We start from the raw sequence: 14,949 nt of genomic DNA on the forward strand, positions 1-14,949 counted from the left end.
GGATGGAGATCGGATCGTAATATAAATACGTATTATTAAAAAATGAACGGAAACACAAAGGTAACGAAAGCGGCCCAAAGTCCGTATACAGGTAAATACTGGGCAACGGCATTCTGAACGGCTGTAAGTCCGGTTTTGTTCTGCAGAAACCGCATGTAAGAGAGCATAATCCAAATCAGGTTGGCCCAGATCAGGATGTTAACGCCTAGTACGGCGATTCTGTTGGGCGTAATCCCATAGGAGGAAAGCCTGAACACTATGGCGGATAAAGCTACACTGTCTATGATCAGCGCAAGAATAATCAAGGCAAAATTGATGGAATCCGAAATGTTCCTTTTCTCGTCCGTCTCTCTTTCGGTAATGGAGAATATGGTGACCGCCAATACACTAAGAAGGATTCCATTGAAGGCCAGGAGGAAATCGCGGTCCAGGAATGGATTTTTCCCTACCGCAATAACCGTTACAAGATATACCAGCAAGGTCACCAATACAAGAGGACTAAATATTTTGGCTATATAGGGAGCTATATTTTTATATAGTTTAAGGTTCCTTGACACCAGATATGCAGCCACAACGGCGAGAGCGGCAGCGCCAAAGATAACGACATTTTTAAAATAAAATTCCGTTATATCCATTCCGACAAATCTAAATAACTGCATGGTTAATGCCGTTAGCAGCATTCCACAGATGGCCATACTGGCGTATAGTATGCCGAACTCTCCATTAAATTTGAGATAGGCTAATCTGGCTCTGCTTATTGGGTATTCATTTCCTGTAAACGCAAGCCCTACTAATACCCATAAGAAAATGGGAAGATGGAGATAAACCAGGATAATACTGTCTTTATTCTCCAGAGGCAGCATATTAAGATAGGATGCCGAGATTAAGAACAATGCTCCAAGGATGTATAGTATCTTTCTTTGAGGTGCATTATTGTATACAAAATACGCTGCAATAAAAGGAAGTACTCCAAAAGCAAGGTTAATCGGGGCTATGGCTTGCTGTTCGGCATAATGAAAGATGATTCTGCTGACAAGCCCGGCCAAAATGGCTAGTAGGCCCATAATTAAGAATTCTTTTTGAAGCAGAGCAGCTTTTTCTGTATTTGTCGTCTCCTTGAAATTCAATCTTTCGTTCCACACGGCCAGAACCTGCGAATTAGGGTTTTGAGCCCAAGCGGCTGTGAATGACCTCTTAAAAGCTTCAGGATCTTTTCTGTACATACTCTCCAACTCGCTTGGATTCGTCAAATGGTTAATGACAAAATTACTAACGTCCATGCTATACCTCCTCCACTGTCTTAATAAGTCCTGTTTTATTCTTGAGAGTCTTCTTCGTCCATTTTGTACTCTAAAATATCTCCAGGCTGACAGTCCAAAGCCTTGCAAATCGCCTCTAACGTGGATAACCGGATCGCCTTTGCCTTACCATTCTTCAATATGGAAAGATTGGCCATCGTAATTCCCACCCTCTCCGAAAGCTCGGTAACGCTCATTTTCCTCTTAGCCAACATCACATCAATATTGATAATAATCGCCATCGTATTCACCTCAGACTGTTAAATCATTTTCAGATTTTATGTCAATAGCCTCTTTTAAAAGCCTTTGGAGAACAGCGGCAAACACAGCAATCACCAGGGAGGCAAAGATCAAGACCATTCCGATAACAATGATCCCTGGGGCATCGTCTCTCTCTGCTATGAGATATAAGAGCGGCATACCCAGCACATACAAGCCGCTGAATGTGATTGCACAGTATTTTATCTTCTTTAATGCCTGAACCGATAAATCCGAGAAGGCGTTGCTCTTGTCAATATAGCCAAGAAGCTTGAAGGACTGATACAGCGCAATGTAAAAAGGAACCGCCGTTGCATACAAATCGATCAAGACGAGATATTTTAAATAAGGACTGTCCGGATACAATTCTACGGCAAAATTCCCGATCTCAGGCACCGCGAATATACACAAAGCAAGCACCGGAATTGCAATAAGTATAAGAGCCGCCTTTAAAAAGAGGGTTGAGCCTTGTTTCATAACATACACCTCACAAAGTTATTTACGATTTATAATTTAGCATAGTATTTATCGTAATTCAATAAATAATTACCGTTTTTAGATCAATTTTTATTTTATTGTAATATGTCTACCATTTTGTGCACAGAAAAAAAAGCATTCCTTTTTTACAAAGAAATGCTCAACTCCACTACAAACTATTCAATTGCGCAACCGATCCAATTGTTCGCGTAACGCCAATAGGCTTTCGGCTACGGTTTGATGTGCCGTGTCTAAAACGATATGATCCCTCTCCCAATCATCGTACTGCCGGTTCTTGACCTCATCCCATGTCGGCAGGACAAAGCCGGGAATATCGGTTGCTCGCGTAGCGACTCGGTGCCTGTGTTCTCGTTCATCCGAGCAGACCACTTCGATTTCGACATAGGGAATTCCGAGATCCTCTGCCACGCCTCGCCAGGCTCGTCGAGTTTCATGAATGGGATTGACCGTGTCCGCTATTACGTCGAGGCCGAGCTTAAGATTCTGTGATGCAATCTCGTAACATACAATATAACCCGCCGGACCATCAACCCAGACTCCGGCAGCTCGCATAGCCTGCTCCACGACATCAACCCGGAGATAGGTGGCCCGGAGCTCTCCTGCCAAAGCTGCTGATAACGTGGATTTCCCAGTGCCGGGCAAACCGCTGAAAATATAGAGCATCAAGACCGCCTCCTTTACATCATCGCTGCCATAAATCGTTTCAAACCTAGCATGGCAAAGCCGAATAAAACCGTGCCGGCACCAATTCCCGTAATCGCGCTGTTCGCTACTTGGAGCTTAGGGGATACAACTACGGCAGCTATCGAAACGGCAACCATTAGCGCTGCCAGAATCCATAAGCTGGGATCGTCAAATACACTTTTCAGACCAATAAAATGTAGGCCGACGATAAAAGCGACCCAAGGAGCGATGTATTCTTTTCGCTTCCATCTGGTAAGTACAAAAGCACCTGCACCTGCCACAATACATTCGGCATAAAACGAAATTAAATAATTACGATAGGCGGACACTTCATTCAAAGCGGATGGCGCATCCCAGTTCGTAATGCTTAAATAGACACCTGTTAAGCAAAGTAACAACGCGATACCGGATGCAATGCCAATATATATTCTCCAACTTGGTCTGGGACGCTCTTGTGCCCAACCAAACCAGACAAAACTAAACATACCGAATACAGATACGTACATGGCGTAATCCCTGATGTATTCCATGATCCTCCACCTCGTTTCAATAGTTAGTAGAGCAATCCTTGGCCACTTATTGAAGGTTTGGGTAAACCTGATAAAACAAAAACACGCGATTAACGCGTGAGTTTGTTGGCATTATTCCGTAATGATCAACTCGGTTTCTGCAAAAGGCATTGGATTTCGGCATATTTTCAGCTGCTTGCCGCTCTGTGAAGTGATGTTGCGGCAAATGACTTTTTTACTGGATACATAAGGATAGGGCTTGACCGTATCTTGACTCTGGTCGTCAGACGGATTGGAAAATAAATAAAAGCCTTCATCGTCTCCCGGAACGTTCGAATCGTCGATATGGAGGTTGATAATCTCTACATTCTGAGGCATGTAGCATGTATATCCAAAATCATGCATGCCGTTATTTCTTACGGCAAACACGGAAGTACGGGCGTCGCCGTTATATGGAATCCACTTGGAATCCCGAATGATGACGTCACCTTCCCATGTGCTGCCATAATCATTCCGAAATTCCACTAGAGAATGTCCGTATGAGATTACATTATCAAGAGTCAGCAATCCTCTGCCAATGGCTTTGACACCCTGCCATCCTATGTAGCTGTCTTTTATGGTATAGGTACCGGATACCCCCATATGCGCATCAAGCCTTGAGATGACACAGTTTTCCACTCGTATATTTTTGCAAAAATTCGAAGCGACGACCCCCCAGCGGGTCCGGTCAGTAATATTGTTCATCCTGCAGTTTATCAGCTTAAAATCAATTACGCTATTTGCATGAACATCGTACGATCCCATCGATACCGGCTCACCTGCAGAGCCAATGGTAGTATATATCTTATGTCCGCTAACAAAGCTGTTCTGAATCGTCACATAAGCACAACGCATTGCATTTAAAAATCCTCTGTACGGAGAACCATGTCCCACTTCGCCCGCAATATAATGGACTACCCCGTCGATCACAGTATTGGAGCGAGTAATATCGATCCCGCGGCCATAGTAATCATATTTGGATTCTCCCCGGTTCGCTATTGTTGTAAAAATGCCTCCGCTGATTTTCAGCACGGAGTTATCGATGGGCCACGCTTCTACCTTCGTAATCTCCTCATAGTCCCAATCAATGGGGGAAACAATGGAACCGTCTTTATTCACAATAAAACAGTCTGTCTGATTAGTCCCGTTGTCCTGATTTAACCCAAAACGGATAAATTTCTTCACGTTGGCATTGGTTACAATAACATAACAATTCTCTTCCAATGATAAATCCAATTGCTGCTGGTCTCTGGTCAAGGCCGGGATCTTCAGTTCAACCGGTTTATGGACAGACCTTACATGAAAACAAGGAAGCTTGTTATTGTCTACAACCGTATCGTCGATGGTAAATCGTGTCGTGCTCCAATCTACGTCCGTTTCAATCACGGCAGTCAAAGCTTTGGCTCCAATGTAATAAGTAGCATCAGGTTTGGTCTTTACCGGCAAACCATGCGTATTGGCATAATCATGCGCAGCGCAAATTGCCTCCATATCGTCTGTCTCGCCGTCCCCGATTGCACCGAAATCCTCATAATTGACATTCTGGACTACTTTTTCCATCGTTACTTCCTTTCTACCATATGAGTACGGTTAGTTTATCAGTTAGGGATAACACGCCTGTAAAAAATTTCTTAATTCGATCTTAACATAAGTTTCATTGATGGAGTACCCGTGAAATTTTTATCGCCTATTGCACACTATATCGCACCGTGATATACTCACTTCATGATATATCAAGATGCGATATAACAAGGCATGATGTAACATACACTGATATAATATAAAGGAGATTGTATGGACAACGAAAAGATCTATCGTCAGTACTTGCCGATGTCTGAGACCGCCTATTACATTTTGCTTTCCCTTACCGAGGTTCGGCACGGCTACGGCATCATTCAGTTTGTGGAAGAGCTAACGCAAGGCCGAATTCATCTTGGCCCCGGAACTATTTATGGAAGCTTATCGCGAATGGAGAAGGACCGCTTAATTCAGGCAGTAGCTGAAGAGGAACGGCGTAAGCTGTATCACATTACTTCATCCGGTAAGGAACTGCTCAAGCTGGAGATCGCCAGAATCACGGAGTTGTACGACAATGCGAAGAAAGCTGAGGGATCATTATGATGAAAGAAACCAAAAAAGTGTTTAAATGGTGGGACGGTTCTCAATCGGAGGTCATAACCGCGTGGCTGGAGAAGATGGAAGCCGACGGCTGGCACTTGGTTCGAGTAAGCTGGAACGGGTTACGCTTTCACTTTGAAAAAGGCTCATCAAGGAAAATGAGCTATTGCATAGATTATCAGCCAAAGGCGGATCGGAATTACTCGGGTATTTTTGAAGATACGGGCTGGGAACCAATTTACAATAATACAGGCTGGTATATTTGGAGACAATCGTATCAAGATACGAAGCCGGAAATATTTACTGACATTGACTCCATCATCGACCGCAATAAACGGCTCATCACTGTATTTACAACTCTTTTTTGCGCACTAATCGTAATTCTTCTTTCAAACATTGTTAATGATTTTATTTTTCCTCTGCTGTTCCTGTATATTCCTGTCTTAAGCCTGCTTGGGATTAGTTTATACCGGTTGACTGGAGAAAATAAAAGACTTCAAGCCAAAAAGGATATTTTTTGATTGAACACTTCCAAAAGCCGCACACATCGATTTCCTCATTTTAGTACAATATCCAGCTGAAGCGTTCAATATGAACTGGTTTGAAATTAGTATGAATAGTACTAAGGCCATTCGAATCCTTGGCAGCCTAATGGTATAATTATTTTGAGCTGTAAAGGTTTACAAAAATGGATCAAGGAGTCTGTAAATGTAATGAGTACTTTAACAAAAATACCGAAGGCTGCAGTATTTGGTGCTGCGAATGGTGTTATGTTCATGACTTTTTTTGGGGCTCTCTGGGCTTCCATTGGCATTGTCGGTTCAAATGGACTTGGAGGTCCGTGGTTCCTTGTTCTTTCGGGGATTATGACGTTAATCTTACTTAGCGGAGCGGTATCCCTTTTTGGTAACGCCCGTAACATGAACAATAGTACTACACGGGAAGAAAGAGGACATTGGCGACAAATCAATCGAAAATTCGGCTTGATCTTTGGCCTGGAAGGACTTGCTATCTTTATCGCAAGTGTAATTTGTAACATGCTTGATCATTTTGAACTCTTCTTCCCTATCATGGCCATCATTGTCGGTATTCACTTTTTTCCTCTAGCTCAATTGTTCCGAGTACGCTTTTATTATGGTACAGGTATCGTCCTCTGTATTTTGGGCGTAATTACTTTCTTTGTACCAATGAATGCTACTGTTAACAACGTGTCTCTGATTGCGACGTCTACTTTTATCGGTTTCGGCTCTGCTCTCACACTATGGGTGACAGGTCTGAGAATCTGGATTGTGATGCTCAAACAATTGAAACGGCAATAAAGGCCATCCTTCGGCGGAATGGCCTTTTTTGTAATCCCACAATCCTCTCACCAAACGGCAATATGCCCATCCGTCCTGGACTCGGTGCCGCCTACATAACCTTGTCCGTCAGGATTGCGCCAAATGATCTGTCCCCGGCCAAAGCTCAAAGAGGACAGATTACGAGTAATATGGTGTCCTTTCCGCTGCAGTGCCTGCGCGAGGTGATCCGGAAACCCGGGCTCCAGATCCACCGTCTTGCCCTGCTTCCATTGCCAACGAGGCGCATCTAGCGCCGCCTGCGGATTCATATGAAAGTCGATCGTGTTCATGATCAGCTGTACATGGCCTTGAGGCTGCATATAGGCGCCCATAATTCCAAACGGACCGACAGGCTCCCCGCCCTTTGTAAGAAAACCGGGAATGATGGTGTGGTATGTTCTTTTGCCTGGAGCAAGTGCGTTAGCCTTAGTGTCATCCAAGCTAAAATCCGCTGCGCGATTCTGCATCGCAATGCCGGTGTCCGGAATAACCACCCCGGAGCCAAAGCCCATGTAATTACTCTGGATCAGAGAAATCATTTGGCCTTCCTCATCCGCTGCAGCCACATAAACCGTACCCCCGCGAGGCGGCTGTCCAGGCACCGGTTCATGCGCCATGTCACCAATTAAGGCTGCTCGTTCCTCCGCGTACGCATCGGAGAGCAGATCTGATGTGGAGACCTTCATGTTCCGGCTATCCGTCACATATTCCAAGCCGTCGGCAAACGCCAGCTTGATGGCTTCAATCTGCTTGTGATTCGTATCCAGCTGGTCTCGGCCCGTTATGTTTAATCGATTCAGCACATTAAGCGCCATAAGTGCAACCATACCTTGTCCGTTTGGAGGGATTTCCCATACTTCATAGTCCCGGTAACGCACATGTATCGGATCCACCCATTCCGGGGCAAAAGCGGCAAGATCCTCCTTCGTGAGAAAACCGCCATGCTGCCTCACAAACGCATCTATTTTCTCAGCCAGCTCTCCATGGTAAAAGGCTTTGGCATTCGACTGCGCAATAGATCGAAGAGTCGAAGCGTGATGCGGCAATCGTATGCTTTGGCCTGTTACAGGATATCGGCCATCCGGCGCGAAGGTCGTGTACAGTTGCTCGAACTCAGGACCCTTTTCCAGCTTGTTGTACTTGGTAAACTCATATTCGAATAATGTACCCAGCGTCGGCGATACGGGATACCCCTTCTCAGCGTATTCAATCGCAGGACCAAACAGCTCGGCAAAGGGAAGCCTGCCAAGCTTCCGCGACAGCTCCGCCCACGAAGCCGGCGCGCCCGGCACAGTCAACGGCACGATACCGAAGGTCGGTATCGTTTGATAGCCGCGTGCTTTAAGCACGTCGATAGATAACCCTTGAGGCGCCGGTCCGCTGCCGTTCAGACCATGCAGCTTGCCGCCGCTCCATACGAGAGCAAAGAGATCTCCGCCGATCCCGTTGGAGGTTGGCTCCAGCACGGTCAAGCTGATAGCCGCCGCGAGTGCCGCGTCGACCGCATTGCCTCCGCGCTTTAACATCTCTAGCCCTGCTTGCGCCGCAAGCGGCTGGGATGTAGCGACCATACCCCGAGAAGCGTAAGTGCACGTTCGCCGGGAAGGATAGGGATAATAATGAGGATCGAATGTCGTCATAGACTTGCCGCTCCTTTCGTAGCCTTTGCCGTCCGTTGGTCAGTTCCAGCTATTGCAGCCATTGAAAGCCTACAAATGAGCCGCCAGCCAATCATAAGCCAGCCTGCCGGAAATTTCGTGTTCTCCGTCAAACAGATCCAAACCTAACCGGTCGCCTTTATCATGAAGCTGATAAATCGCTTCAAGCCTGCGATACGCTTCCATGGTTCCATGTACCGGAAAAATACGGTCGTTTGTTCCGGCTTCGATAAGAAGAGGCCGCGGGGCGATCAGGCTAATCACGTCGGGCATCTCCGCTTCTAACGACAATCCGGGGATATAATTGTCAATACAATGATGGATGGACAACAAGCTCGCCTCATAAGTATTGGTGAAGCCGCTGACCACTGCCGCAGCGATGCGTTCATCGACCGCAGCCGTATAAGAGCAGACCAGTCCGCCGCCCGAGATGCCCATACAGCCGATTCGCTTCTCATCCACGTCATGGTTAGCAAGCAAATAGTCGATGCAACGCATCGTTTCGTAAACTCTATAGCCTGCCATGGTTTTGCCGATCGCAAGCAAAAAGCTGGAAATACGGTTGCAAGAATTCGCATCCTTGGCGTTCTCCGTCAGCTTCCGGTCCCCGAAACCGAACAGCTCCGGCGCTACGACCAGAAAACCGCGGTTTACAAGCTCTACCGCAAAATTTTTCTGATATCCCGCATCTCCCGTCTTTTCCGTCCCGTCCGGATTCAGTCCCACGATATCTCTGCTCCCATAACCGTGACCGTGACAGGCGATGACAGCCCGGTGACGCTCTTCTACATCTTTAGGAATCAGCACATACATCGGCATAAATAGCTGTTCCAACGTCTGAATTTGAACTCTTTGCCGCACATAGGTTCCGCAGTCGACGGATTCCAGTAAAGTTGGCTTCAGATCGGCTGCCTGCTCAGGAAAACCGCCCATTAACTGAACAAAGTGCTTCCTGAAGCCTTCCTGCCATGCAAACCACTCATCCTCCGAGCTGCCCGAAAACCGGCTTGCCGGCTTAATTCCGTCGTATAACATCTTCAAGTACTCATCCGGATTCCACATCCTCTTCGCCTCCCTTGAAATTGTTTAGAAGAACGGCACGTTCATCCGCATCAAGAACCCCTCTACTCGCGAGCAGCAGATCTTGATGTGTAATGAAGTGCGGCCTGCCGTCGATTCGGTCCAAAAAATCTTCAATCACCGTTACAGGAGCCTTGACCAAATCGACCCGATGGAACTTCTCTTGATGGGTCATAGCAAACATCAATTCATCCATCTCGACGGCAGGATCACCGAATAATCTCAGCTCAGCGCTCCCCTTCGTACCTGTAACGAAGATCCGGCAGTCGCCGAAAGCCCAGCATTGCTCAGGAGTATGCCAGTCTGTATACAGCTGAGCCACAAGACTCCCTTCCATTATAACCTGAACCGTCGCCGTATCGTAAAAATCAGGATACTCCGGCAAAATATTCTTGGCCATGACACTGCTGACCTGCCGCACCTCTCTACCGGTCAGCCATCGCAATATATCGAAGTCATGGATAAGCAAATCCACAATGATTCCGCCGTTGTGCTCCTTGGAAAAATGCCAGGGCGCTCGTGCCGACGGAGACAGCTTATGAGGCTTACGCATCGTAATGCTAACCAGTTCTCCCAAATAGCCCTCTTCGATGTTTTGCTTAAGCGTAAACAGGGAGCTTCGTTCCCGGGAGGTGAGCAGCATGCCTACCTGTATCCGATTGCGATCCAATACAGACTCTAGACGACCCAGTCCCTCTCTGGAAGTTACCAGCGGCTTATCCAGCATGATGTGTTTCCCGTACTTTTCGCATAGTTCGATTAAATCTATTTTTTCATTATTCACGGCCGAAGTTCCTATGATCGTCACCTCCAGCCGATTCATTAACGTATCCACATCATCAACTAAAGGAATCCGGTGCTTTTCGGCAAAAGCTTTGGCCAGTGAAGGTTCCTCCACCTCATAAATTCCCGCACAGCGGTTCCCCAGCTCCAGCATTTCCCGAATAAACTTTTCAATATGCCCGTGCCGGCATCCTATGATGGCAAATGCAGTTCCCACGCTTCTCCCTCCTCAGCCTTTCAGCCCGCTTGTGCTGATGCCCTCCACAATATATTTTTGAAACAAGAAGAATACGATGACGACCGGTACAAGCGATAACGTCGACATGGCGAACATCCCGCCCCAATTATTCAGGGAATCTGCATCTAGGAACAGCTTGAGAGCGAGTGACACCGGATACAGCTGCGGCTTGTTCAAGTAAAGCAGAGGTGTGATGAAATCGTCCCATCGCCAGTAAAACGAGAAAATCGTAGCGGTTACGAGCGCAGGAACGATGAGAGGAACGATAATCCGGAAGAATATCGTGTATTTGCTGCATCCGTCCATCTTCGCTGCCTCGTCCATTTCGGGAGGGATTGTCCGAATGAATTGCATGATCAGAAATATAAAAAATGGCGTTCCGAAAAAATGAGGGACAATAACCGGCTTAAATGACGACATCCAACCCAATTTGGAAAACATCACATATTGCGGAATAATCGTTACGTCATGTGGCAGCATGAGAGTCATCATCACACAGCTGAACCAAAACGTTCTTCCCCAAAACGGGATACGCGCTAACCCATAAGCTACCAAAGCTGAGGAGACAACCGCACCTATCGTGGAGAAAATCACTATAATGAATGAATTTTTGAAAAAGACGGTAAAGCTGTTCGATCCGAAGCCTTTCCAACCGGCTATATAGTTGCTGAACTCCAGCCGGCTCGGTATCAAATTGTAGGCGGTGGAGAAAATTTCGCCGCTCGGCTTAAGCGAGCTGGCTGCCATCCATAGGATTGGGTAGATCATTACGAGAGCCAGGAGGCTGATTACGGTATGATACAGAATCGCTTGCGCATTGCTTTTCCGCATGTTACCTCTCTCCTTTCGACTCATAGTGAACCCAATAGGCCGATGATTTGAAGATGACGAAGGTGATCGCCGCGATGATCAGCAGCATGACCCACGCCATAGCGGAAGCATATCCCATTTCAAAAAAAGCAAAGGCACGGCGGTATAAGTAAAGGGAATACAATAACGTATTATCCAGAGGCCCCCCTTCACCCCGGGAAATGACATAGGCAGGAGTGAACGTCATAAAAGCAGAGATGATTTGCATAATCAGATTAAATAAGATGATCGGGCTCAGCAATGGAATGGTAATTCTGTAAAACCGGTACCACCCGTTCGCACCGTCTACGCTAGCCGCTTCATAATACGATTGAGGAATATTTTTTAGCCCCGCCAGAAATATGAGCATAGAAGAGCCGAATTGCCAAACGGACAAGGCAATCAATGTCCAAAGTGCCGTTGACGGGCTGCCGATCCATGATGTTGTCGTATGGATGCCCACTAGCCCAAGCATTGAGTTAAGCAGGCCTTTATCGCCAAAAATTTGGATCCACATAATGGAAACCGCAACGCTGCCTCCGATCAATGACGGCAAATAGTAAGTCGACCGGTAGATCCCAATGCCACGAGCCGTGTTATTAAGCAGCATAGCCACGATTAGAGCAAAGGCCAGCCGAAGCGGGACACTGGCAAATACGTAAGTAAACGTGACCTGTAATGATTTGATCAGCTTCTCGTCGTTTGTAAACATCTTCTGATAGTTGTCCAATCCAATCCACCTAGGCGTATCGAATAAATTATAATCCGTAAAGGAGTAGTACAGAGAAGACAATATGGGGTAAGCGGTAAATATTAGAAATCCAAGAACAAAGGGAGAAATAAATATATAGCCGACCAAATGGTCGTTTTCACGAAGCTTCATTCTCTACCCTCCTTTGTCAGCAAGCTCGGAAAGAACGAATCAGAACAGCGCTCCAGTGCGCTGTTCCGATCCCGATCTGTATCGTCCCGCATGCTAATTATTTTTTGTTTTTACCCAATATGGCGTTGGATTCCTTCTGAAATTTGGCTGCCGCATCTGCAGGCGAAATTTTATTGTAGAGAATTTGCTGGCTGGTATCCGTCAGCAGCTTCGATACCTCCACGGCACCGACCGGGTCGATCGGATTATCCGAGGTCGTCCTCTGGCCGACCCAGGCGACATAATCGACGACCTTTTGTTCCTCCGGCGTAAGCAGCGGTTTGATGGCTTCCTGCACCTTGCTGGAAATAGGCACTCCCCGCTCGCCCTTCATAATTTTATTGGCTTCGATATCGTTGATCATAAAATTGACGAACTTGATCGCTTCCTCTTTATTCTTCGAATTTTTTGCCACGGAAAGACCCTGACTCGATTGCAGGAACAGTCCTTTATCAATATTGGGTCCCGGCGGCGGCGCGATGTCCAAAGGTCTCTTGGCAATGGCCGAGTCGGCGACAAACAAGTTGGACCAGGTAAACGTAGTTCCCGCATTGCCCAACACTAGCTCGTCATCCTCAGGTACGCCCTTCTTCTGGGCCTGTTTATCCAATGCAAGCAGGTAGCCGTTATTGTACATTCTTTGCAGACGGGTATAGTAGTCGGTAAACAGCTTGTTATCCGTATACCCGAGCGAGGTACCGTTAGGATCGAATAAGTTTCCTCCGAAAGTACGCAAGTAGAATGACAAGAAATTGCGGTCATCAATATTGGCGGCGGCCAGCTTCCCCTTCGCTTTCAATTTGGACGCCATGGCCTCGAAGTCATCCCAGGTCCAGCTATTGGACGGCAGGCTGGCGCCGGCATCCTTAATCATTTGCGGGTCGTAGACGACGGCAAGCGCATTAACGCCGAGCGTAAGCTGATATTGTTTACCGTTATACTGGCCTACCTTTAAATAACTATCGGAGATCGAGCTCTTATCAATCGTTCCTTTGGTCATATGAGGCGCGAGGTCCTCCAATTGTCCCCGATCTCCGAACTGGCTGATGTAAGCCACGCTCATCTGAATGACATCGGGCAAGTCGTTCGCTGCGGCTTGCGGAACGAGCTTCTTCCAATAATCGTCAAATGCCGCATATTCAGGCTCAATCTTAACGTTCGGATGTTGCTTCTCGTACATATCGATCATTTTCAGCGTGTAATCGTGCCGCGATTGTCCTCCCCACCATGCAACTCTCAGCTTGATCTGTTCCTTGCTGCTGCCCGAGCCGTCCGCGGGCTGTGAAGCCGGCGCCGAAGTGTCGCTCGAGCTGCAGCCTACCACTCCGGTTAGCAGCATCGACAACGATAACGATAACGCGATTTGTTTGCTTTTCATAAGTAATCCTCCCTCAAATGGGTCTACTCATGACTTCGGTTTTTGAATCAATGAGCTAATGAGGACGGAATTGCCCTCTCTCATTGATTTGTTGGCAGCGAAGCCTATGGCGTTGGACATCGCACCGTCCCAGGAGCTAGCCTGCTGTTGAAGCGGATCTTCCAAGTTTCCCCGAAACAGCATATTTAACAGCCGTTCGTCCCCTCCTCCGTGGGCACCCAAAACTAGCGGTACCTTATAGGAGATCTCCTCTTCCCTCCGGTTGTATATTCTTAACCGGTTAATGTCTTCACCGGCAAACGGTCCCACGGCTCCATGAAACGTTTCCGCTTCTAACCTTCCCTCGCTGCCGTTGATCGCCAGCTTGAAGCCCTCAAAAGGGGAATGAGCCGTTAGCGAATAGCTCATCAACGCACCGCCTGAATATTTCACCTGCAGGCTCACGGAATCCTCAATATCAATTTCCTCCGAGAACACACATTGATCGCGGTAGTATGCATCCACATCCTCACATTCGAGGTAAAGGTCCCGGGTAGATTCCTTGGTAATGTCAAAATAAAATTCACACGAACTTTTGTACGAACAGGTCAGGCACCGCGTCCCTCGCTCCTCCCTGGTCGGTCCATAAAACCGAAGCGAACCAAAAGCGGAAACCTGCACCGGCTCCTCTCCCAGCAGCCAATTGATGAAATCGAAGTGATGTGTGGATTTGTGAAGAAGCAATCCGCCGGAGTTCTCCTTCTTCCGGTGCCACCTTCGGAAGTAATCCGCTCCGTGTGACGTGTCGAGGAACCACTCAAAATGGACGCTTAAAATTTGGCCTACCGTATTTTGCTTAAGAAGCTCTTTAATCCGCACGACAAAGGGTCTGTACCTCATGTTAAAAGTGACAGTGACTTTTCGGCCAGTCCTTTGCTCCGCTTCCAGAATGGCATTACACTTTTCCTCGTCGATCGTCATCGGTTTCTCGGTAATCGCGTCACAGCCCATTTCCATTGCCTTGATAATGTATTCATGATGGTATCTGTCGATGGTGGTCACAATGACCACGTCCGGCTTCGCTTCAACAATCATTTGTTCAAAGTCTTTGTATACCGGAAAACCGCCACCGCATTTTTGCTGAAGCAGCTCAGCCCGTTTGTAGTTAGGATCGTAGACTCCGACGATTCGCGCTGCGTCTGCGAATTGCTTGCTAATCGGTAGAGCAAACATCGACGTACATCGGCTGCCGGCTCCGACAATTGCGTAAGTTTTCATAGATTCATCCCCATTTGTTAATAATTGTCTAAATATTCTG

Annotated in this window: 16 protein-coding genes; 3 read left to right on the top strand and 13 right to left on the bottom strand. The window is 47.1% G+C overall.

The window, feature by feature from the left end:
* Positions 1-35: 35 nt before the first annotated feature.
* From DVH26_RS22215 to DVH26_RS22240, 6 genes are all read right to left on the bottom strand, one after another.
* The gene (locus DVH26_RS22215) at positions 36-1,280 is read right to left on the bottom strand and encodes a DUF4153 domain-containing protein (protein ID WP_239625493.1); all 1,245 of its coding nucleotides are present in this window, start codon (positions 1,278-1,280) and stop codon (positions 36-38) included.
* A gap of 35 nt (positions 1,281-1,315) precedes the next feature.
* Positions 1,316-1,540, bottom strand: a complete 225-nt coding sequence (locus DVH26_RS22220) for a helix-turn-helix domain-containing protein (RefSeq protein ID WP_239625495.1) — start codon at positions 1,538-1,540, stop codon at positions 1,316-1,318.
* Between the two features lie 10 nt (positions 1,541-1,550).
* Positions 1,551-2,033 carry a DUF2975 domain-containing protein gene (locus tag DVH26_RS22225; RefSeq protein ID WP_239625497.1) on the bottom strand — a complete coding sequence of 161 codons (483 nt, stop codon included), beginning with the start codon at positions 2,031-2,033 and terminating at the stop codon, positions 1,551-1,553.
* Between the two features lie 180 nt (positions 2,034-2,213).
* Complete coding sequence (locus tag DVH26_RS22230; protein WP_239625499.1) at positions 2,214-2,717, bottom strand: P-loop nucleotide/nucleoside kinase family protein; 504 nt, start codon at positions 2,715-2,717, stop codon at positions 2,214-2,216.
* A 14-nt stretch (positions 2,718-2,731) separates the two neighbouring features.
* A complete protein-coding gene (locus DVH26_RS22235; RefSeq protein ID WP_239625502.1) occupies positions 2,732-3,268 on the bottom strand; it encodes a hypothetical protein in 537 nt (178 codons plus the stop codon).
* A gap of 111 nt (positions 3,269-3,379) precedes the next feature.
* Entirely contained in the window at positions 3,380-4,846 is a 1,467-nt protein-coding gene (locus tag DVH26_RS22240) for a hypothetical protein (RefSeq protein ID WP_239625504.1), read from the bottom strand.
* A 234-nt stretch (positions 4,847-5,080) separates the two neighbouring features.
* On the opposite strand from DVH26_RS22240, the gene DVH26_RS22245 reads away from it, so the two are divergent.
* The 3 genes from DVH26_RS22245 (at position 5,081) to DVH26_RS22255 (ending at position 6,723) form a co-directional block, all read left to right on the top strand.
* Complete coding sequence (locus DVH26_RS22245; RefSeq protein ID WP_239625507.1) at positions 5,081-5,407, top strand: PadR family transcriptional regulator; 327 nt, start codon at positions 5,081-5,083, stop codon at positions 5,405-5,407.
* Positions 5,404-5,925 (top strand): DUF2812 domain-containing protein, encoded by a 522-nt coding sequence (locus DVH26_RS22250; RefSeq protein WP_239625509.1) that lies wholly within the window; start codon positions 5,404-5,406, stop codon positions 5,923-5,925. The genes DVH26_RS22245 and DVH26_RS22250 overlap by 4 nt, the downstream gene beginning before the upstream one ends.
* A 192-nt stretch (positions 5,926-6,117) precedes the next feature.
* Positions 6,118-6,723 carry a V-type ATP synthase subunit I domain-containing protein gene (locus DVH26_RS22255; RefSeq protein ID WP_239625511.1) on the top strand — a complete coding sequence of 202 codons (606 nt, stop codon included), beginning with the start codon at positions 6,118-6,120 and terminating at the stop codon, positions 6,721-6,723.
* 47 nt (positions 6,724-6,770) lie between these two features.
* On the opposite strand, the gene DVH26_RS22260 is transcribed toward DVH26_RS22255, so the two are convergent.
* From DVH26_RS22260 to DVH26_RS22290, 7 genes are all read right to left on the bottom strand, one after another.
* The gene (locus DVH26_RS22260) at positions 6,771-8,384 is read right to left on the bottom strand and encodes a gamma-glutamyltransferase family protein (protein WP_239625513.1); all 1,614 of its coding nucleotides are present in this window, start codon (positions 8,382-8,384) and stop codon (positions 6,771-6,773) included.
* Positions 8,385-8,453: 69 nt separating this feature from the next.
* A complete protein-coding gene (locus tag DVH26_RS22265) occupies positions 8,454-9,464 on the bottom strand; it encodes an alpha/beta hydrolase family protein (protein ID WP_239625516.1) in 1,011 nt (336 codons plus the stop codon).
* A complete protein-coding gene (locus DVH26_RS22270) occupies positions 9,448-10,482 on the bottom strand; it encodes a Gfo/Idh/MocA family protein (RefSeq protein ID WP_239625518.1) in 1,035 nt (344 codons plus the stop codon). Before DVH26_RS22270 ends, DVH26_RS22265 begins: the two co-directional genes overlap by 17 nt.
* A 12-nt stretch (positions 10,483-10,494) precedes the next feature.
* A complete protein-coding gene (locus tag DVH26_RS22275; protein ID WP_379455177.1) occupies positions 10,495-11,334 on the bottom strand; it encodes a carbohydrate ABC transporter permease in 840 nt (279 codons plus the stop codon).
* A 1-nt stretch (position 11,335) separates the two neighbouring features.
* A complete protein-coding gene (locus DVH26_RS22280; protein WP_239625524.1) occupies positions 11,336-12,235 on the bottom strand; it encodes a carbohydrate ABC transporter permease in 900 nt (299 codons plus the stop codon).
* Between the two features lie 97 nt (positions 12,236-12,332).
* The gene (locus tag DVH26_RS22285) at positions 12,333-13,652 is read right to left on the bottom strand and encodes an ABC transporter substrate-binding protein (protein ID WP_239625526.1); all 1,320 of its coding nucleotides are present in this window, start codon (positions 13,650-13,652) and stop codon (positions 12,333-12,335) included.
* A 27-nt stretch (positions 13,653-13,679) separates the two neighbouring features.
* Positions 13,680-14,909, bottom strand: coding sequence for a Gfo/Idh/MocA family protein (locus tag DVH26_RS22290; protein ID WP_239625529.1), 1,230 nt, complete (start codon positions 14,907-14,909; stop codon positions 13,680-13,682).
* Positions 14,910-14,949: the final 40 nt, after the last annotated feature.

Source organism: Paenibacillus sp. H1-7 (assembly GCF_022354825.1).
In the GTDB taxonomy this organism is placed as follows: Bacteria; Bacillota; Bacilli; order Paenibacillales; family NBRC-103111; genus Paenibacillus_S.